Raw genomic sequence first — 19,633 nt, forward strand, 5'->3', positions numbered from 1 at the left:
CTCCCGAATTTCCCAGGGCAATGCCAGGGTAGCCACGGGCCGGGCAAGCCACGGCCCCTACCACAGCGCAACAGGATAGTGCGGCAGAAACTTTCGGCGGCGGGAACGCCGCTTGGCCAGGGTAGGCCCGGCTGTGGAAACCACCTGGCGATAGGGCCAGCTGCCCCGTGTGGCCTGGTGTGGTGGCAGAACTAGGCGCCACAGCAAGGGTAACGGGCCGAACACCAGCTTGACGCAGGTCCAGCCTCGTACCCCAAGGGAGGTTCTTAGGGGGGAACGCCCTAAGTGGCTTTTCGTCCATTTTGGCCACTCAAAATGGACCCCCAGCGGGTAGCGTTTTCCTTGACAATTTCATTCTACAGTTGTAGAATACAGTTAGATACTATAAGTGTAGAAGGAGGGATACCATGAACCACACCATCCGCCGCTTACCCGACACGGAGCTGGAGGTGATGCAGGCCCTGTGGGCCAGTGACACCCCCGTCCCCCGTGCCCAACTGGAAGAGCGTTTGGCCCAGACCCACCCCATGGCCACCACCACCCTTCTGACCCTGCTGTCCCGGCTGAGTGAAAAGGGCTTTGTCCGGGTGGACAAAGAGGGCCGCAAGAGCCTCTACGCCCCCCTGGTCACCCGGGAGGACTATCTGGCCGCCCAGAGCCGCAGCTTCATCCAGAAGCTGTGTGGGGGCAGCCTGTCCACCTTTGCCTCGGCGTTGTGTGACAGCGGACTGAGCAAGGAGGAACTGGAAGAGCTTCGGGAGCTTCTGAAAGAAGGTGACTGAGTATGTTCCGCATCCTCATTTTCCTGGTCCTGTCCCTGCTCATGGCAGGAACCGCCTACTCTCGCTACGATGCTCTCATGGGCAACGATGGCATCCCCGACCTGGGCAACCACCCCTCTTACCTGCCCTACTACCCCGCTATGCTGCTGCTGGTGATGGTCACGCTATGCCCAGTGCTTCTCACCCCTTTCATCGGCTTTGCCCGGGCAGCGGACATTACCTTTTCCTCCTATGGTGGGTTGTTTCTCCACGTCAGCCTGTATTATCTGGTGCTGTTAGCCCTGATGCCCCACCTCCGAGGCCGCATCAGCGCCCGGACCTGCGCCATGCTGTGGGTCATCCCCAACGTGCTCTACCTCACCACCTACTCCACCTTTACCCCGCCCCGGCCCTGGCTCATCATCCCCCTGCCGGGACACGGGTGGACCCTGCTGTTGTGGGTATGGCTGGTGGGCCTGGTGGGGGTGCTGGCCTTTCACATCGTCCAGCACCTGCGCTTCCGCCGCCGCATCCTGGCCCCCGCCGTCCCCGCCACTGACCCCCTGACCCGGTATATCTGGGAGGAGGCCCTGAAGGAGGCGGGCTTCCGCAACCCCAAATATCAGCTGGTGATCTCCCCGGAGGTGAAGACCCCCCTGTCCATCGGCCTTCTGCCCCGCTGCACCCGGGTGGTGCTGCCCACCCGCTCCTACACCCGGGAGGAGCTGTACTGGGTCATTCGCCACGAGGTCATTCACCTGGCCCGTCAGGACAGCTGGAGCAAGTTCTTTCTCCTGTTCTGCACCGCCATCTGCTGGTTTAACCCCCTGATGTGGGTGGCCATGAAACGCTGCGCCCAGGACCTGGAGCTGAGCTGTGACGAGACCGTGCTCCTCTTCGCCCACCAGTCCCAGCGCAAGGAGTACGCCGCCCTGCTGCTGAACACCGCCGGGGATGCCCGGGGCTTCACCACCTGCCTGTCTGCCTCCGCCGCCACCCTGCGCCGCCGCCTGGAGCAGGTGCTCTCCCCCGCCGCCCGCTCCAGCGGGGCCGTTGTGGTGGGGGTACTCTTCTTCCTGGCGGCCATCACCTGTGGCAGCGTCACCCTGGCCTATGATACCGCCCCGGCCGCTCAGGTGCTCTACTCCGCCGGGGACACCGCCCAGTACCAGGTGGACGGCGTCCACCTGAGCCCGCCCCATGCCCAGGCGGAGAACACCCCATATACCCTCACCGCCCCCCAGGCCTTCCACGACTACCTGTCCGGGCTGTCCCTGTCCCGGCTGATGGGGACCTACACCCTGCCAGAGACGGACTGCTCCTTCTTTCTGGAAGGCCCGGACAACTCCAAACTCATCGTCATCTCCCACCAGGTCATGGAGGTGACCGAGCTGGGCCATGATAGCTACCCTACCTACTACCATATTTCTCAGGAGGTAGACTGGGACTACCTCCTGAGCCTGATGGAGGCCTCCCCGCACTCATGGACTTGAAAAAAACCATTGCACTTTGGAGACATTTGGTGTATTATCACAGATGCAATCAAAACACAGGGGAGCTTGTGAGGCAAGCTGAGAGGAAGCCGTATCGCTTCGACCCTTGAACCTGATGCGGATCATGCCGCCGTAGGGAGTCATATGGAACCATTGTGACCAGGAGACATCCCCACAGGTGTCTCCTGGTTTTGTATACCTCAACAAAAGGGGGGAAAATGGGCATCCACGGTGAGTCCGTGGCGGGCTGAGGGGGAGCGCCCTGGGCCTGTATGACAGCGATGGGAAGCCGTGTTCCGGCGTGAGAGGAGACCAGTAAGTCTCGACCGATTCCGGAACGTCTGATTCCGTTGACGAGAGTGAGTTGCGAGAAATTTTGTGTCAGAAAAAGGCGCATATTTGCAGAAATACTTTGTGTATTTCAAAAATATGCAACGCATTTATGGCGCATAAATTTCCGCAAGGCACCGAAGGCAGATGGATTCAGAGGTTCCGAGTTCCTCCGGGGAGCGTCGCTGTCTCATGCCGTTTCTCCCGGAACTGTTACGAGGTGTAACCAAGATGAAAAATACCAAAGTTCTCAAACTGACCCTGGCGGGCATCCTGTGCGCGGTGGCCGTGGTGGGCAGCATCTTCTCCTTCCCCGTCTTCGGCAGCAAATGCGCCCCGGTGCAGCACATGGTCAACATCCTCTGTGCCGTGCTCCTGGGCCCCTGGTACGGGGTGGGCGTGGCCTTTGCCGCCTCCCTGCTGCGCAACCTGCTGAGCCTGGGCACCCTGCTGGCCTTCCCGGGCAGCATGTGCGGAGCGCTGCTGTGCGGGGTGGTGTACTGGAAGACCCGCCGTCTGCTCCCCACCCTGGTGGCGGAGGTGTTCGGCACCGCCATTCTCGGCGGCCTGTGCGCCTACCCCATGGCCATCCTCTTTATGGGTGCCAACGCCGCCCAGGTGGCCTTTTACGCCTACATCATCCCCTTCCTGGTGTCCACCGCCGGGGGCGCCATCCTGTCCGGGGTGATTCTCTTCTCCCTGGACAAGGCCGGGGCCCTGAAGGGCATGCAGCATAAGATTTCCGCCTGACTCCATCGTTGGAGGGCTTGCCGCTGATTGTGGCAGGCCCTCCCTTTTTTGTATCCGGGCGGAACATTTTCTGCTACAATGACACAGAGAATACACATCCCCCGGGTATCCTGAGGGGGAAAGGAGGCGGGAGCATGGAGACCCGTATCTTAATTGCCGAGGACGACCCCCGTCTGCGGGAGGTCCTGTGCGACTACTTTGCCAGCAAGGGCGTCCGCCCCATCCAGGCGGAACACGGGGCGCAGGCCCTGGAATGGGCGGAAAGCCAGGAATTTGACGCGGTGTTGCTGGATATTATGATGCCCAAGCTGGACGGGCGCAGCGTATGCCGGGCCCTGCGGCGCACCCAGGACGTGCCCATCCTCTTCCTCACCGCCCTGTCCGACGAGGAGGACACCCTGCTGGGCTACGAGCTGGGGGCGGACGACTACATCACCAAGCCCTTCAACCTGTCGGTGGTGTACGCCAAGACCATGGCCCTCATCCGCCGCAGCCGGGGCAGTGTGCGAGCCGGGGACCGGATGGAGCTGGACGGGCTAGCCCTGTCCCTGTCCGCCCAGAAGGTGTACCTGGAGGGGGAGGAAATTCCCCTCACCCCCAAGGAGTACGCCCTGCTCCACTGCCTGATGTCCCACCGGGGCCAGATTTTGAGCCGGGAGCAGCTGCTGCGCCACAGCTGGGGCTACGACTACCAGGGGGACGACCGGGCGGTGGACACCCACATCCGCCGCCTGCGGGAGAAATTGGGCCCCTGGGCCGGGCACATCCGCACCGTCATCAAGGCGGGCTACCGATTGGAGGGGTGAACATGGCAGACACCAAAAAACGCCGTCCCCGTGCCCGGCCCACCCTCACCGGGCTTCTCTGCCTGGCGATGCTGGTGCCCTGGCTTCTCTGTATGGGGCTGCTCACCGCAGCCGTAGCCCAGGGGGAGGGCAACGCCCTGGCCATCCGGTACAGTGACCAGGCCCGGCAGCAGGTCATCCAGTCCTCCCTGCCCTGGGGCCAGGTGGATGGGTGGGGGTGGAACGCCCGCTACTTTCTGGGGGCCTCCGGCCTCTTCGATGCCATGGGCAACCCCCTGGGGGGCAGCTGGCAGGACTTCCTCGCCCTGGAGTCTCTCACCCAGGAGGAATATGAGGCGGAGGTGGAGACCTCGGGCCGCTATGCCCGGGCCATCCTGGACCGGGCCTGTCTTACCGAGGGGGCACGGAGTGATATGGAGACAGGCTATTTCGACTTGCACCCCCAGCCCCTGCGCCTGGAGGGGGTCTTGGAGGATGCCATCTTCACCCCCCGCACCATTTCCTTCTGGTCCACAAGGTCTCAGAACCCCACCTGGGTCCAAATCTACGACGATCCCACAGCCATCCACCCACAGGCGCAGACCGTCACCCTCTACGCCACCCGGTATCACGCCTGTTGCCCCCCGGAAACCTCCCCCCTCACCTACCGGGGAACCCGATATGACAGCCTGTCCCAGCTGGTGGAGACCCTGGGGCCCGACCTGCTGAACGCTAATGTCCCGGTGCAGCTGTGGAGCTGGCCCAACCTGCTGGTGGGCACCGCAGTCTCCACGGACCAGGGCATTCTGGTGTGCGGGGTGTGGGCGGACCTGTGGCCCCTGGTCTGGGAACGCCTTTGGTGGGTATACCTGCTCACCCTTGGGCTGTGCGTGCTGCTCCTTGGGGTTCTTCGGCGGGTGCTGGTCCGTGAGCTTTTGGCCCCCATCCAGCAGCTGTCCCAGGCCCTGGACACCCGGCAGAAGTGGCTGCTGCTGCGCCCCAGCCAGGTGTGCCGCTGGCAGGAGGGCCACAAACTTCAAGAACAGTTCCAGGCCCACGGGGCGGAATATCGGGAGCAGAAGGACGAGATTCAGCGGCTCAACCAGGCCCTCACCTATGCCCAGGCCGCCGAGGAGCACCGCCGCACCTTTACCAGCCACATGGCCCACGAGCTGAAAACCCCCTTGGCGGTGATTCACAGCTACGCCCAGGGGCTGCAAGAGCACATCGCCGAGGACAAGCGGGAGAAGTACCTGGCCACCATTTGCAGCGAGGCAGAGCGGATGAACGGCATGGTGCTGGAGCTTCTGGACCTGTCCCGGCTGGAGGCGGGGCGGGTAAAGCTGCGCCGGGAAAATTTCTCCCTGTCCCAGCTCACCCGCTCCACCCTGGAAAAGCTGGCCCCCTCTCTGGAGGCCAAGGGGCTGCGGCTGTCCACCGCTCTGGAGGCCCCCGCCCCCGTCCTGGCCGACCGGGGCCGGATGGCCCAGGTGGTGGAAAATCTGCTCACCAACGCCGTCAAATACACCCCTGCCGGGGGTGAGATTGGGGTGGAGGTGGCCCAGACCGACCGCCACACCACCCTGCGGGTAGCAAACGACTGCCCGCCCATCTCCCAGGAGGAGCTGGACCAGCTCTTTGAGCCCTTCTACCGCCGGGAGGACGCCGCCCCCGGGGAGGGCACCGGGCTGGGGCTGGCCATTGTGCGGCACATTGTGCAGCTCCACGGGGGCAGCTGCCAGGCCAGCGCCACCCCCGGCGGGGTGGTCTTCACCGTGACGTTGTGAAACGTGTTGCCGCCGTCAGCCTGGCTGTCGGCAGACCGTTGTAGGGGAGGGGCTTGCCCCTCCCGAGTCCCCAGGGCAATGCCAGAAAACCAGCGGGCCGGGCAAGCCCGGCCCCTACGCCCGTTGATAAAAACCACTCTATCTGCACTAAAAGGAGGACTCCGGCCAGTGGGCCGGAGTCCTCCTTTTTACAGCTCAATTTTCACATGTTCCCCCTCATGGCTCTCCACCTCCACCAGGGTCCACCTGGGGTGGCGGCGGCGAAACCGGTGCAGCTCTTTGACAAACACCATCAGCTGCTTCCGGGTCATATGGGTCCCGTGTTTCTCCAGCCCCCAGCACAGCAGCCCCGCCGTCAGGCCATTGAACACCAGCCGGGTGGGAATGGGGATGTTGAGATGAGAGTCCTTGTCTTTGACGATGATGCGCATGGGCTCACTCCACGAAGATGCGCACGGTGTCCCCCTGGGCGGACTCCACTTCCACCAGGTTGCCCACCGAGCCGCACCGTACCAGATCCAGAATCTTGCCCAGGTCAATGCCCTTCAACGCGTCGGTTCCGGTAAACTGGGTCACATCCATCCCCATGTCCAAGGCCGCCTCCACCAGGCCCAGGGGCAGATTCACCCGCACCTTGTCCCCTTCGGCAGAGTCCACCACAATGCGCAGCACCATGTCCTTCAAATCCTTGCGCTGCTCGGCGGGCAGCACCCGCACGGCAGGGACTTCCGGCTCGGCCTTGCCGGACAGCAGCTCATCCACGCTCACCCCCAGGATTTTTGCCAGCTTTGGCAGCAGGGTGATATCCGGGCAGGTCTGGTCGTTCTCCCACTTACTCACCGCCTGAGGGGTCACCCCCAGCTGCTGCGCCAGTTCGTCCTGTTTCAGCCCCTTGTCCCGGCGCAGGGCGGCAATTCTCTTTCCCAACGTGGTCTCCATAACCATCTCTCCTTTTTCGTTTCTACCCTTACCTTACCCTCTGGCCCCGGAAAACGGAAGGGCTCATCCGTTGAGTGGCCCCCAATCCGCTCAACCAAATGGGGATTATCCCCTCAACCAGCGGTTGATTGGGTGGAAATCGGCGTAAAAACGGGCTGCGGACCAAATTCCCGCAGCCCGTTTGCTCACTTCACTTTTTTCAGTGCTGCCAGCACCTTGTCCTGGCAGGGCATCCGCTCCCGGCGGGGAAAGGTCTGCTCAAACCAGCCCCGCAGCGCCTTGGCCTGGTCCACAGGCAGCTGGGACAGGTAGGGGATGGTGGCCCCCTGGGCCGCCATCAGGGTGTAGTACACCACCGGGTCGTCCTTGTGCTCCAGGGGCTGGCGGAGGATATACTCCACCGCCTGGGGCCGCCGGGCCGGGTCCAGGTCCGCCAAGGCCGCCTCCACATCTCGCACCAGCTTTTCATGGCAGGGGTTGTCCGCCGGACCGCCCCCCAGGCCAAAGGCCCCGTCCCACAGCTTCCGGTCCCGGTTCAGCTGGGCCACCAGGTCCAGATAGGCTCCATACAGCTGTTCCAGTTCTTCCATGTCCGTCACCTGCCGTTATCGCATCTTCTTCAGCAGCGCCACCAGCCGCCGCTGCACCGGGGTCTGCTCCCGGCGGGGGTAGGAGCGCTCATACCACCACTGTAGGTCCCGGGCCTCCTCCGCCGTCAGGTCCTTGAGGTAGGGCATCACCACCCCGTGCACCGCCACAAACATCCAGTACACCGTGGGGTTGCGCTTGTGCTCCAGGGGCTGGTGGAAGATGTACTCCACCGCCTCCCGCCGCTCGGTCTCCGGCACCTGGGCCAAGGCCGCCTCCACCTGCTGGACAAACTGCTGGTGGAAGGAGTTGGGAGCAGGGCCGCCGATGAGTCCATAGGCCCCCTGGAACGGCCGTTTCTGGTTCTGGGGCAGGGCCGCCTGCTCCAAATATTCCCGGTACAGTCTGAGTAATTCTTCCATGTCGTTCTCCCGCCAACTCCCTGGCCATAGGGTATTTTCTTCCATTGTAGCCGCTGGCCTCCCCCCTGTCAACGGTGGAATGTTTCCAAGGCGTAAACAAATTGTAACCATTCTTAACCCCTCTGTTGTTGTACCGGGGCTTTTGCGTCGATATAATAATGATATCTGAACCAAGGAGGTAATTGTATGCGTCGGACCCTGCTGTGTACCCTGTGCATGCTCATGTGCATGGCGCTGTCCGCCTGCACTGCCGCCCCTGCTGCTTCCCCGGACCCGGCCTCCATCGGCTCCTCCAGCCAGTCTCTCACGGGCACCTGTACCCCCGACCCTGACGAGACCGACACGTTGCCCGACGTGTCCCGGGATATCCCCGCCTATCAGCCCGATGTGGAGACCCCCCTGTCCTATGAGTACGACGGCGCCGTCCTCACCGCCAACGGGCTGCGCCATTACAGCCTCCAGGGCTATTCCATCGTCTATGACCCCAACCTCTTCACCCGCCAGGGGTGGGAGAACGGGGACGCCTATCTGATCAGCGAGGGCAACTACCTGTCGGTAAACCGTCTCAACGGCATGGACGCCGTCACCCTCCGCCAGGGCCTGATCCTCCAGGAGGAGATTCCCGACCTGGGCCAGCAGGTCCAGGTGGGCAGCGGAACCTATACCGCCCACACCCTGGTGGTCAGTCCCCAGGACGGCATTTACCGCCAATTCTGGATTCTGGAACTGGGGCCCAACTCCTCGTTGTTGGTGGAGCAGTCCTACGTCATGGAGGACCCCAATGCCACTCAGTACCAAGCCATTCAGAAGGCCATGCTGGACACCCTCACACTGGAGTGATCTCACCAAATCCCGGCGGCTGCACGGACGTTGCAGCCGCCGGATTTTTCACGGGAAAATCCCTTGCAATTGACACATCCTATGGTATACTCATGCAGGCACTTATGTTTCCAGAAAGGAGTCTGGAGAATGAATTACGAATTACTGTTGGAAGGCTGGTGTGAGCTGGGCCTGGGACTGCTCCACTCGGGAGCGGAGATCTACCGGGTGGAGGACACCCTCCACCGTCTGGCCCGGGCCTACCACCTCACCTGTGAGGTGTTCGCCATTCCCAACTGTCTCATGGTCTCGGTCACCGACCCGGAGGGCCGGGTCCACACCCGAATGCGCCAGGCCACGGTGTCGGGCACCGACATCGAGGGCATTGAGCGCTACAACGCCCTGTCCCGCCGCCTGTGCGCCGACCCGCCCCAGGACCCCCAGGACTTCCTGCTGGCGGTGCGGCAGACCGCTGCCTCCATCCGCCGCTATCCCGCCCACTACCAGCTGGTGGGCTATTTTGTGGGCTCTCTGTTCTTCTCCCTGTTCTTCTCGGGAGGCTGGCTGGAGTCCCTGGTGGCCTCCCTGTCCGGCCTGCTGTGCGGCATGTGTATGCTGGCCCTCAACCGCACCCGCTCCAACTTCTTCATCAACACCATGGCCAGCGGCTTTGTGCTGGCGCTGGTGGTGTATGTGGCCCTGGGGCTGGGGCTGCCCATCAACCCCGGTACCGCCGTGGTGGGCTCCATCATGGTGCTGGTGCCCGGCCTGGTGTTCACCAACTTTATGAGCAACCTGCTCACCGGGGACATTGTCTCCGGCCTGTCCACCTTCACCCGGGCGGTGCTCACCGCCGGGGCCATCGCCCTGGGCACCGGCGCCGCCATGGCCCTGTGTCAGAACCTCTTCCCCAACTCCAACCCCCTCACTGCTGTGGCAGTCTACTCCCCCCTGGGGTATTGCTTCTTCGCCTTTATGGGGTGTCTGGGCTTCTGCCTACTCTACAACGTCCGGGGCATAGGCTCCTTTTTGTGCTGCCTGGGCGGCGCTTTGGGCTGGGCGGTGTACCTGCCGGTGATGTGGCTGACGGACAACAACGTGTTTATCTCCAACCTGGCCGCCTCGGTGGGGGTGGCCATCTACGCCGAGATCATGGCCCGGCTGCGCAAATGCCCCACCATCTCCTACCTGGTGGTGTCCTACTTCCCCCTGGTCCCCGGCTTCACCGTGTATCAGGCGGTGGACTACGGCATTCGGGGAGAATCCCAGCTGTTTCTGGAGACCATGATTCGCACCTTCGGCATCTCCGGCTGCATCGCCCTGGGCACCCTGCTGGTGTCCACCGCCGTGCGCATGTACTGTACCCGAAAGGAGAAACCCCATCTATGAGCCGCTACCAAACCGTCCTGTTGGACGCCGATATGACCCTGATGGACTTCCACCGCTCGGAGCGGGAGGCCCTGCGGGAGGTCTTCACCCGCCGGGGCTACGACTTCGGCCCCGAGGAGGAGGCCCTGTACCAGAAGATCAACAACGCCCTGTGGGACGCCTTCGCCCGGGGCGAGATCGACCAGGACTTTCTGGGGGTGGAGCGGTTTGCCGCCTTCATGCGGGTACGGGGCGGAAATCACGACCCCCGGGCCTGGAACTGGGAGTTTGTCAACACCGTGGGCAAAGGGGCCTATCTGCTCCCCGGGGCCTGGGAGTTCTGCGAGAAGCTCAACGCCATGGGCCTGACCCTGGCCATTGCCACCAACGGCATGCCGGCGGCCCAGCGAGGCCGCTATGAGGGCACTCACCTAGACACCCTCATCCCCAACCTGTTCATCTCCATGGAGCTGGGGGTGCAAAAGCCCATGCCCGGCTTCTTCGACAAGGTGTGCGACGCCCTGCACATCACCGACCGCTCCACCGTAGTCATGGTGGGAGACGGCCTGGGCAGCGACATTTTAGGGGGCAATCGCTCCGGTATCGACACCATCTGGTATAACCCCCAGAACCAGCCCCTCACCGGACCCGCCCGCCCCACCTACACCGCCGCCTCCTACGACGATATCATCCACATTTTGGAATGACTGAGCCCCACATCTTTGGAATATTTTTGCCAAAATTAAAACTCTCATAATACTTTGTTACCGCTTTGTAGTTGACCCCCCTGTACCCCCGTGATATCATGAGTTGAGCTTAGCGGAAAACAAGGAGATCTCGGATGATGAGAAAGAAAAACTGTGGATTTTATTCTATATTGGCGACCGTCTGTCTGATCTCTCTGCTGTCCGGCTGCGGCCGTTCCACTGCAGAGCATACGGAAGCCCCCACCGCCAGCACGGCGGTCCAGACCCAGCGCCCGGCGGCCATCACTGCCGCCCCCACCCCGGTGCCTACCCCCACGCCCGTGCCCACCCAGGCGCCCTCTGCCGCGCCTACCCCGGCACCCACACCCAAGCCCAACCACAACTCCTACAATGGCACCTACACCCTGGGCACCTTCGTGCCGGAAAGCGCCCAAGTGGATGACAGCTGGTTTTCCACCGCCGCCTTCCTGGGTGACTCCCGCACCGAGGGCCTCCAGGCCTACAGCGGCCTGAAATACGGCGATTTCTTCTACTCCCGGGGCATGAACGTGTTCCGTGTGGATGACGAGGACTACAAAGTGGTGACCATTGACGGCCAGAAATACACCATTTTGGAGGCTCTGGCCCGAAAGCAGTACCAGAGCGTGTACATCATGATGGGCATCAACGAGCTGGGCTATCCCGCGGCCAGCTTCCGCTCGGGGCTGTCCAAGCTGTTGCAGCGGGTCAACGAGATTCAGCCCAATGCCGTCATCTACCTCCAGACCCTGCCCCCGGTGAATGAAGAGGTGGCTCAGAAAAACAAGCTGGACCCCTCTCTGAACAACACCAACGCGGCAACCTTTAACCAGATCATCAAAGAGCTGGCGGCCCAGTACAAAGTGGCGCTCATCGACACCGCCTCCGTGTACCGGGACCAAAACGGCTCCCTGCCCGCAGACCTGGCCTCCGACGGCGTCCACTTTGTCCCCAGCGCCTACCGCCGCTGGGTGGACTACATGGCCAGCCACACCTTGAGCTTCCAGAGCTTTGACGCCAGCCGGAAGTAACCCCCAAAAACGATCAGAGGAAGTGCATCCATTATGAGAAAGAAATTGGCAGTATTGTTCGCCGCCCTGCTGGCGGTCAGCCTGGTGGGTTGCTCCAACAGCGCCCCCAAAACCTCCTCCGGTTACACCGTGGACGACGCCCAGGTGCTGCTGGACGCCGGGGTGTTTGACGGTGAGATGGGCCAGATCGACCTGGACACCGTGGCCATGCTCTACGACATTGACCGGGACACCATTCAGGACGGCGTGAGCTACCTGGCCTCCAACACCTCGGTGAGCGCCGACGAGCTGACCATCCTGGTCCTCACCGACGAAGAAGCCGCCAAGACCGCCGAGACCGCCTGTGAGAAGCGGCTGGACCACCAGCTGAAAACCGCCAAGAACTACACCCCCGCCGCTGTGCCCCGCCTGGAGGGCGGCGTGATTCGCCGCCAGGGCAACACGGTGCTGCTGGCCGTGGGCGACCCCTCCAAACTGCCCGGTGTGGTGGACCAGCTGGGGAACTGAGAACAGACAAAAAGGATGCTCGTTTTGGCGAGCATCCTTTTTTTCATGTTCAAGTGAATAACGAAGAATGAATCGTGAAGAAGTATGGTGTGCCTGCGGCACGGATTTCAATTTGGGGCGGAGACTTGAGGGCCTGCATTCTTCATTTTTCATTTATCATTCTTCATTCATCTCGTCTGTCCGTCTCCCCGGACGATGTACTTATAGGTGCACAGCTCGCCCAGGCCCATGGGGCCACGGGCGTGGAGGCGCTGGGTGGAGATGCCCATCTCACAGCCCAGGCCGAACTGGCCTCCGTCGGTGAATCGGGTGGAGGCGTTCCAGTACACCGAGGAGCTGTCCACCTGGGTGGTGAAGGCCCGGGCGGCGGCCTCGTCGGAAGTGATGATGGCCTCGCTGTGGCCGGTGGAGTGGGCGTTGATGTGGTCGATGGCCTCGCTTACGCTGTCCACCACCCCCACGGCCAGGATGTAGTCCAGAAACTCCGTGTCGAAGTCCTGGTCCCCCGCCGGGGTGCCGGGGATGATGGCGGCGGCCCGAGCATCCAGCCGCAGCTGCACCGGGTTGGCCTGCCGTCCTTTTACCAGTCTGGCATAGACCATGGGCAGGAACTGCTCTGCCACGTCCGTGTGCACCAGGCACACCTCACAGGCGTTGCACACGGAGGGCCGGGAGCACTTGGCATTCTCCAAAATATCCAGGGCCATATTCAAGTCGGCCGCTTGGTCCACATACACATGGCAGATGCCGGTGCCCGTCTGGATGACGGGGACGGTGGCCTGCTCCACACAGGCCCGAATGAGCCCCGCTCCGCCCCGGGGAATGAGCAGGTCCACCAGGCCGTTGGCCTGCATCAGTTCCGTAGACGAGGCCCGGGTGGTGTCCTCCACCAGCACCACGCTGTCTCCCGGCAGCCCCGCCTGCTCCAGGCCAGCTTGCAGGGCCGAGACAATGGCGGCGGCGGACTGGTGGGCCTCCTTGCCGCAGCGCAGCACGCAGGCAGACCCGGCCTTGAGGGCCAGGGCGGCGGCGTCCGAGGTGACGTTGGGGCGGCTCTCATAGATGATGGCGATGACACCCATGGGGCTGGCGGTCTTTTCAATGACCAGGCCGTTGGGCCGCTCTTCCCGGCGCAGCACCTGACCCACCGGGTCGGGCAGCTGGGCCACTTCCCGCATGCCTGTGGCCATGTCCTGAATGCGCTGGGGGGTGAGGAGGAGGCGGTCCAGCATCACCGGGGCGATGGTGCCCTTGGCCCGCTCCATGTCCTGGGCGTTGGCGGCCAGAATGTCCGCCTCATGGGCCTCCAGCTGGTCTGCCATACACAGCAGAGCCTGGTTTTTCTCCTCCGTGGTGGCCGCTGCCACCTGTTTTTTTGCCGCCTTGGCGCGGCGCAGCAGTTCCTGGGTGGTCATACGTGTTCCTCCTTTTTGGCGCAGAATCGGGTGCCCACCGGCTTCCCCTCCGCCAGATCATACAGCAGCTCCGGGTGCTCGCCGTGGGAGATGACCATGTCGCAGCCCTGCTCCATGACCATCTGGGCCGCCCGCAGCTTGGTGGCCATGCCGCCGGTGCCCAGGGTGGTGCCCGCTCCTCCGGCCAGGGCCAGTATTTCCGGGGAAATATGGTCCACTCGGTCGATGAGTTGGGCATTGGGGTCTTTATGGGGGTCGGCGGTGTACAGCCCTTGGATATCACTGAGCAGCACCAGCACATCCGCATGGATGCAGCAGGCCACCACGGCCCCCAAGGTGTCGTTGTCCCCCACCTTGATCTCGGCGGTGGCTACGGTGTCGTTTTCATTGATGACGGGGAGTACCCCCAGCTCCAGCAGCCGCTCCAGGGTATTCTGGAAGTTCTCTCTCCGGTCCGGGTGGTCGATGTCCTCCCCGGTGAGGAGGATTTGGGCCACGGTGTGGTTGTACATGGCAAAGAGTCGGTCGTAGGTGTACATCAGCTCACACTGGCCCACCGCCGCGGCGGCCTGCTTGGTGGGCATATCCTGGGGCTTGCCGGGCAGGTTGAGCTTGCCCACCCCCATGCCGATGGCGCCGGAGGAGACCAAAATGGTCTCGTGTCCTGCATTCTTCAAGTCAGACAGCACCTTCACCAGCTGCTCCACATGGCGGATATTCAACAGGCCCGTGGGGTGTGCCAGGGTGGAAGTGCCGATTTTCACCACAATTCTCATAACATGTCCTCTCGCTTTAGTGTGTTAGATTGGAGTTATCATACCACGGGGGGCAAAAAAAAGAAAGCCCCTTTTGAAGGGGCTTTCGGGACTGGTTCGTGGACAACTATGGAATGAAGAATGAATAGTGAATAATGAATAATTATGGTGTGCCGCTGGGGCGGCACGGATTTCATTAAAAGGGCGTAGGGGAGGGGCTTGCCCCTCCCGAATTTCTCAGGGCAACGCCAAGGAATCGGCGGGCCGGGCAAGCCCGGCCCCTACCACTTCTACCGATGTCCACCGTATGTCCTAGGGTGTACAAACAGCCTCCAGGGCCTGCATTCTGCATTCTTCATTTTTCATTCTTCATTTAATAGCGGCGCACCACCGCCACCACCCGGCCCAGAATGGAGCACCCCTCCCCGTCAATGGGCTGGTACTCCCCGCTGGAGTTCTCCGGGTACAGCCACACGTGGCCATTTTCCCGGCGGAAGGTCTTCACCGTGGCCTCGTCCTCAAACAAAGCCACCACAATGTCCCCGGGGTTCACCTCCGGCTGCTGGTGCACCACCACCAGGTCGCCGGGGAGAATTCCCGCCTCGATCATGGACTCCCCCCGCACCCGCAGGGCAAAGTGTTCCCCCACCCGGCCCCCGGTGTCAAAGGTCAGGTAGTCCTCAATGCACTCCTCGGCCAGAATGGGGCTGCCGGCGGCCACCGAGCCCACCAGAGGCACCTGGTCCCGGCGGTTGTGGCAGCCGTCGGTGATGGTGATGGCCCGGGTCTTCCCCTCCGCCTGGCTGATGAGCCCCGCCTCCCGCAAGCCCTTCAAATGAAAGTGCACCGTGGAGGGGGATTTGAGCCCCACATGCTGGGCAATCTCCCGCACCGAGGGAGGGTATCCGTTCTCCTGGGCGAAGGACAAAATGTAGTCGTAAATCTCCTGCTGCTTGTGGGTCAATTTACTCATGTGGCCCCGCCCCTTTCTCGCTGATTCCGTCATTTTTTTCATTGTACCATGTCCCCGCCACGATGTCAAACATTTGTTCCATTTTTGTTGGTTTGATAATTAAATTAACACATATCTTGCATAATAGGCACTGTTGTCTACTCTTCCTAATATTCATTAGATAATCATATATTTTTCGTCTTTTATTTTCTATATCGAGTTAGCACTAAAGCCTACTCAGATAATGGAATTATTTGTTTTTCTGTGATATAATTTATTACAGTAAATCTCAAAACTCTAAGGAGGGAAAAAAATGAATTCTAAATTTGCCTCATACATAATTTCTTTGCTTGCAGCTTTCAATACATTAATTTCATTCATTCGAACTATTACAGAAACTATATATGCACTCTCCAATAATCAGCCACTCAATATTTTTGAAATGTGTCTCTCAATATCGTCAGTTGTCTTCTCCCTTTTAATTCTTATAATCTTTTCATATCATAATAAATGGTACGAAGATGCATATAAACTAATGCTCATATTGGCAAAAAACAATAAGTTACATCCTATTCGATCGCTCATTATGATTTTAGAATCACGAAAAAAGCTGGAAAACTACAATTTTAACATTAGTAGGGCCACATTTTGTTACCAAATCACGCCTTCTCACTCAACTTCTCGTACACATGACGTGACATATACATTACAACTTGAGATACGTCTATCCTGGCTTGAAAAACATTTTTTTTCATACCAGATTAGCCGCAACCGTCTTCCTTCTCTCAAATATTATGCAATTTGCGAAAATAGTAAGCCTAACCTCGAGTATATAAAAGTTGAAAATGATATCTTGGAAAACACAATTTTGGTACCCGCAACGCTTTCAGGAGAAAGCGGTGACACATCTGAAGAATTTTCTGGTCTTTATGTTTTCAACAATCTTCAAATTCCTTCTAATCTATTGCACCGTGGCCAAATAAAGCTTGAAATCAAATACACCGTTCCAAATCAAATCATAAGTGGCGCACAGCAATATACTTTTGTAATTATCCCTATAAACTACGGAAGAAAAATACATGACTTGGATATTTCAATTATGGGGAATCTACCATCAAAACCCAAGCTTCAAGTTTACTCACCCACCGTTCCCACCTATGATGAACGCCATGTGCCACAGTTTGAATGCCCAAAGTCCGGGCACTACCACTCCTATCTAAATCATCCATCCAATAAAAGCGTATACATAGCTCAAATTGATTTACCTACACCTGAAAAATAGAAGGAGATGATAATCAAATGATTGATTATAAACGTGTGTCGACAGAAGATATTCCACTTTTAGTGCACAACAGAATCGATTTATTGCTTGATGCCAATAGCTTACAGGATATAGCAGCACTTGATTTAGTAAAAGAACAGCTGTACCAGTACTATACATGGTCCATACCAACCAATAATCACATTGCATATCTTGCTTTTGAAAATTCCCTTTGCATTGGAACAGGTGGTATCTGCTTTTATCAGGTTCTCCCCACCTATCATAATCCTACTGGACGTAAGGCGTACATTACAAATATGTATACTATACCTGAGTTCAGAAATCGTGGTGTTGCCACCCATATATTAGACAGTTTAGTCAAAGAGTCCTTACGTCTTGGCGTTAAATTTATTTCACTAGAGGCAACCGAAAGTGGCCGTCCTATTTATAAAAAGTACGGTTTTGTACAGTTGAACACGGAAATGCAACTGTACAATGAGGTTTTTGATACACACCAGAATGAATTTCACAAATAGTGTCCCACTTTTTATACAGAATGGCAACAATATTGCCCCCATCCCCCTTCAATTAAATTACATCAACTTATACTACTATTGCTTTTATTTAGTTTAGATTCTTGCTCAAACGTATTCTGTATAATTAGAGCCTTACACTGGGAAGACATTGCAATAATACGCCAAGTTTGCTATAATAAAAGATAATTTTTCTTAAGGAATGGGACCCTATGAAGTATGATCGGTGGAAGCTCCGCCCCAGCGGCCCAGCCGGGGCCAGGGCGGAGCTGGAACGGGCAGGGTTACCCCCCTTGTGCGCCGCCGTTTTGTGTGCCCGGGGGGTGGACACCGCCCCAGCGGCCTCGGCCTTTTTGGCCCATGGCCCCGACCTGCTCCACGACCCCTTTCTCCTCCAAGACATGGAGAAGGCCGTGGAGCGCATTTCCCGGGCCATCCGGGAGCAAGAGACTCTCGCCGTCTACGGCGACTACGACGTGGACGGCATCACCGCCACCTGTCTGCTCACTCAGTTTCTCCGCACGCTGGGTGGCCAGGTGGTCAGCTACATCCCAGACCGTACCGAAGAGGGGTACGGCCTGAACAACCACGCCATTGACGCCCTGGCCCGCCAGGGGGTCACCTTGATTGTCACGGTGGACTGCGGCATCACCGCCGCCCAGGAGGTGGAGTACGCCCGGGCCCTGGGGGTGGACGTGGTCATCACCGACCACCACCAGTGCAAAGAGGTCCTGCCCCAGGCCGTGGCCGTGGTGGACCCCCGCCGCCCCGACTGCTCCTACCCCTTCCCCGATCTGGCGGGTGTGGGGGTAGCGTTGAAGCTGGCCCTGGCCCTCACCGCCCCCGCCCAACGCCCCCAGGTGCTGCTGGACTACGGGGAGCTGGCCGCCATCGGCACGGTGGCGGACGTGATGCTCCTGCAAGGAGAAAACCGGGCTTTGGTCCATCTGGGGCTGGAACGGCTGGCCGACTGCTCCCGCCCCGGCCTCCAGGCCCTGCTGCGGGAGGCGGGCTGTCCCCGGGGACAAGTGCCCACCACCGTCACCATCGGCTATGGCCTGGCCCCCCGCATCAACGCCGCCGGGCGCATGGAGCAGGCGGGCACCGCTCTGGAGCTGCTGCTCACCCAGGACCCCCAGCGGGGGCAGGAGCTGGCCCAGGAGCTGTGCCAGCTCAACCGCCTGCGCCAGGCCATTGAATTGGAGATTTTCCAGCACTGCGACCAGCTGCTGACCCACACCCCAGCCCTGTCTGCCCCGGTGATTGTGCTGGCGGGGGAGGGCTGGCACCAGGGGGTCATCGGCATTGTGGCCTCCCGGCTGGCAGAGAAATACGCCTGCCCCGCCTTTATGATCAGCCTGGACGGGGACAAGGGCAAAGGCTCCTGCCGCTCCTTCGGCGGCTTCAACCTGTTCGGCGCCCTGGAGCGCTGCGCTCCCCTGCTGGACAGCTACGGCGGCCACGAGCTGGCCGCGGGCTTTTCCATCCGGCGGGACAACATCCCCGCCTTCCGGGCTGCCCTGTGTCAGCTGGTGGAGGAGTTTGCCGGACACCAGCCCATGGAGTCCTCCCTGGACGTGGACTGTGAGATTCCCCACTGTTCCCTGCTGTCCACCCAGGACGTGGAGTCTCTGTCCCTGCTGGAGCCCTTCGGCTCGGGCAACCCCAAGCCGGTGTTTCTGCTGCGCTCGGTGTGTGTGCTCTCCCACACGGATGTGGGAGGTGGCCGCCACCTGAAATTGAAGCTGCGCCGGGACGGGGTGGCCATGGACGCCATCTTCTTTTCCGCCAACACCGCCGCCTGCGGCATTGAAAACGGCCAGCGGCTGGATATCGCCTTTACGTTACAGATCAATCAGTTCCGGGGCAACCGCACGGTGCAATTACAGCTGTGCGACCTGCGCCCCGCCCCCACCCGCTCCCAGCTGGAGCGCTCCCTGTTCCGTCGGCTCCAGGCCGGGGAGACCCTCTCCCCCTGGGAGGCGTCTCTGATGCTCCCCCAGCGCCGGGACTTCGCCCACCTGTGGCGGTATCTGGAGCAGCTGTGCGCCGCCGGGCCCGCCCAGGCCCCCATGGACCAGCTGCTGCGCCAAGTCACCCGCAGCTTTTCCGGCCACCGCTCCTACGGCAAGGCCCTGGTGTGCCTGCACGTGATGGATGAGCGGGGGCTCATCCAGGTGGCGGTGCAAAACCAGCAGGCCACGGTGCGGCTGTGCCGCCCCCGGGAGAAGGTGGATTTGGAGCAGGCGGGTATGATGCGCCAGCTCCGCCACGATTTGGGGTAAATCCATCCCCATTCCCTATATATTCCCCACGTTATGGTATGACCATGGACCAGATTGGTCCAGACTATGGAGAGAGAGTTTTGTGTGTGGGCCCGGCCCACGCCCGTGTCCGTTGCCCGGACGCCCG

The 19,633-nt window shown here is 60.3% G+C and carries 20 protein-coding genes and 1 riboswitch; of the genes, 13 read left to right on the forward strand and 7 right to left on the reverse strand.

The features are described 5' to 3' along the window. Window positions 1-407: 407 nt before the first annotated feature. The 5 genes from B5F22_RS05705 to B5F22_RS05725 all read left to right on the forward strand — a co-directional run bounded on the left by B5F22_RS05705 (window position 408) and on the right by B5F22_RS05725 (window position 5,906). Window positions 408-782, forward strand: coding sequence for a BlaI/MecI/CopY family transcriptional regulator (locus B5F22_RS05705; RefSeq protein ID WP_087391720.1), 375 nt, complete (start codon window positions 408-410; stop codon window positions 780-782). 2 nt (window positions 783-784) lie between these two features. Then, entirely contained in the window at window positions 785-2,254 is a 1,470-nt protein-coding gene (locus B5F22_RS05710) for a M56 family metallopeptidase (RefSeq protein ID WP_087391722.1), read from the forward strand. A gap of 48 nt (window positions 2,255-2,302) precedes the next feature. Next, a riboswitch (TPP riboswitch) is annotated at window positions 2,303-2,410 on the forward strand. Between the two features lie 405 nt (window positions 2,411-2,815). Next, complete coding sequence (gene thiW / locus B5F22_RS05715; RefSeq protein WP_087230401.1) at window positions 2,816-3,334, forward strand: energy coupling factor transporter S component ThiW; 519 nt, start codon at window positions 2,816-2,818, stop codon at window positions 3,332-3,334. 134 nt (window positions 3,335-3,468) lie between these two features. Further along, a complete protein-coding gene (locus B5F22_RS05720; RefSeq protein WP_087391724.1) occupies window positions 3,469-4,140 on the forward strand; it encodes a response regulator transcription factor in 672 nt (223 codons plus the stop codon). Window positions 4,141-4,142: 2 nt separating this feature from the next. Beyond that, window positions 4,143-5,906, forward strand: coding sequence for a HAMP domain-containing sensor histidine kinase (locus B5F22_RS05725; protein WP_087391726.1), 1,764 nt, complete (start codon window positions 4,143-4,145; stop codon window positions 5,904-5,906). 188 nt (window positions 5,907-6,094) lie between these two features. Here B5F22_RS05725 and B5F22_RS05730 read toward each other — a convergent pair whose 3' ends face one another. The 4 genes from B5F22_RS05730 to B5F22_RS05745 all read right to left on the reverse strand — a co-directional run bounded on the left by B5F22_RS05730 (window position 6,095) and on the right by B5F22_RS05745 (window position 7,855). Further along, window positions 6,095-6,337, reverse strand: coding sequence for a hypothetical protein (locus B5F22_RS05730; protein WP_087391728.1), 243 nt, complete (start codon window positions 6,335-6,337; stop codon window positions 6,095-6,097). Window positions 6,338-6,341: 4 nt separating this feature from the next. After that, window positions 6,342-6,845: a helix-turn-helix transcriptional regulator gene (locus B5F22_RS05735; protein ID WP_087391730.1), complete on the reverse strand. Its 504-nt coding sequence runs from the start codon at window positions 6,843-6,845 to the stop codon at window positions 6,342-6,344. A gap of 185 nt (window positions 6,846-7,030) precedes the next feature. Further along, window positions 7,031-7,435 carry a hypothetical protein gene (locus B5F22_RS12740; protein WP_087391732.1) on the reverse strand — a complete coding sequence of 135 codons (405 nt, stop codon included), beginning with the start codon at window positions 7,433-7,435 and terminating at the stop codon, window positions 7,031-7,033. 15 nt (window positions 7,436-7,450) lie between these two features. Next, window positions 7,451-7,855, reverse strand: a complete 405-nt coding sequence (locus B5F22_RS05745; protein WP_087230419.1) for a hypothetical protein — start codon at window positions 7,853-7,855, stop codon at window positions 7,451-7,453. A 186-nt stretch (window positions 7,856-8,041) separates the two neighbouring features. Here B5F22_RS05745 and B5F22_RS05750 point away from each other — a divergent pair, with 186 nt between their 5' ends. The 5 genes from B5F22_RS05750 to B5F22_RS05770 all read left to right on the forward strand — a co-directional run bounded on the left by B5F22_RS05750 (window position 8,042) and on the right by B5F22_RS05770 (window position 12,305). Then, complete coding sequence (locus B5F22_RS05750; RefSeq protein ID WP_087230431.1) at window positions 8,042-8,695, forward strand: hypothetical protein; 654 nt, start codon at window positions 8,042-8,044, stop codon at window positions 8,693-8,695. A gap of 129 nt (window positions 8,696-8,824) precedes the next feature. Next, window positions 8,825-10,063 (forward strand): threonine/serine exporter family protein, encoded by a 1,239-nt coding sequence (locus B5F22_RS05755; RefSeq protein WP_158096634.1) that lies wholly within the window; start codon window positions 8,825-8,827, stop codon window positions 10,061-10,063. Continuing rightward, on the forward strand, window positions 10,060-10,749 hold the full coding sequence (locus tag B5F22_RS05760) for a YjjG family noncanonical pyrimidine nucleotidase (protein ID WP_087391735.1): 690 nt from the start codon (window positions 10,060-10,062) through the stop codon (window positions 10,747-10,749). Before B5F22_RS05755 ends, B5F22_RS05760 begins: the two co-directional genes overlap by 4 nt. 134 nt (window positions 10,750-10,883) lie before the next feature. Further along, a complete protein-coding gene (locus B5F22_RS05765) occupies window positions 10,884-11,798 on the forward strand; it encodes a GDSL-type esterase/lipase family protein (RefSeq protein ID WP_087391737.1) in 915 nt (304 codons plus the stop codon). Window positions 11,799-11,831: 33 nt separating this feature from the next. Continuing rightward, window positions 11,832-12,305, forward strand: coding sequence for a DUF4358 domain-containing protein (locus B5F22_RS05770; protein WP_087370823.1), 474 nt, complete (start codon window positions 11,832-11,834; stop codon window positions 12,303-12,305). A 167-nt stretch (window positions 12,306-12,472) separates the two neighbouring features. On the opposite strand, the gene B5F22_RS05775 is transcribed toward B5F22_RS05770, so the two are convergent. The 3 genes from B5F22_RS05775 to lexA form a co-directional block, all read right to left on the reverse strand. Further along, complete coding sequence (locus tag B5F22_RS05775) at window positions 12,473-13,720, reverse strand: glutamate-5-semialdehyde dehydrogenase (RefSeq protein WP_087391739.1); 1,248 nt, start codon at window positions 13,718-13,720, stop codon at window positions 12,473-12,475. After that, the gene (gene proB, locus B5F22_RS05780) at window positions 13,717-14,496 is read right to left on the reverse strand and encodes a glutamate 5-kinase (RefSeq protein WP_087370817.1); all 780 of its coding nucleotides are present in this window, start codon (window positions 14,494-14,496) and stop codon (window positions 13,717-13,719) included. The genes B5F22_RS05775 and proB overlap by 4 nt, the downstream gene beginning before the upstream one ends. 352 nt (window positions 14,497-14,848) lie before the next feature. Further along, window positions 14,849-15,448, reverse strand: coding sequence for a transcriptional repressor LexA (lexA, locus tag B5F22_RS05785; protein ID WP_087230453.1), 600 nt, complete (start codon window positions 15,446-15,448; stop codon window positions 14,849-14,851). 292 nt (window positions 15,449-15,740) lie between these two features. Between lexA and B5F22_RS11990 the strand changes: the two genes are divergently transcribed. From B5F22_RS11990 to recJ, 3 genes are all read left to right on the forward strand, one after another. Then, window positions 15,741-16,709: a hypothetical protein gene (locus tag B5F22_RS11990; protein WP_143482196.1), complete on the forward strand. Its 969-nt coding sequence runs from the start codon at window positions 15,741-15,743 to the stop codon at window positions 16,707-16,709. A 17-nt stretch (window positions 16,710-16,726) separates the two neighbouring features. Next, window positions 16,727-17,224, forward strand: a complete 498-nt coding sequence (locus B5F22_RS05790) for a GNAT family N-acetyltransferase (protein WP_087391741.1) — start codon at window positions 16,727-16,729, stop codon at window positions 17,222-17,224. Window positions 17,225-17,433: 209 nt separating this feature from the next. Continuing rightward, window positions 17,434-19,506, forward strand: a complete 2,073-nt coding sequence (gene recJ, locus B5F22_RS05795; protein ID WP_087391742.1) for a single-stranded-DNA-specific exonuclease RecJ — start codon at window positions 17,434-17,436, stop codon at window positions 19,504-19,506. Window positions 19,507-19,633 lie beyond the last annotated feature (127 nt).

The sequence above is a fragment of the Pseudoflavonifractor sp. An187 genome, assembly GCF_002160275.1.
Lineage (GTDB): Bacteria > Bacillota > Clostridia > Oscillospirales > Oscillospiraceae > Enterenecus > Enterenecus faecium.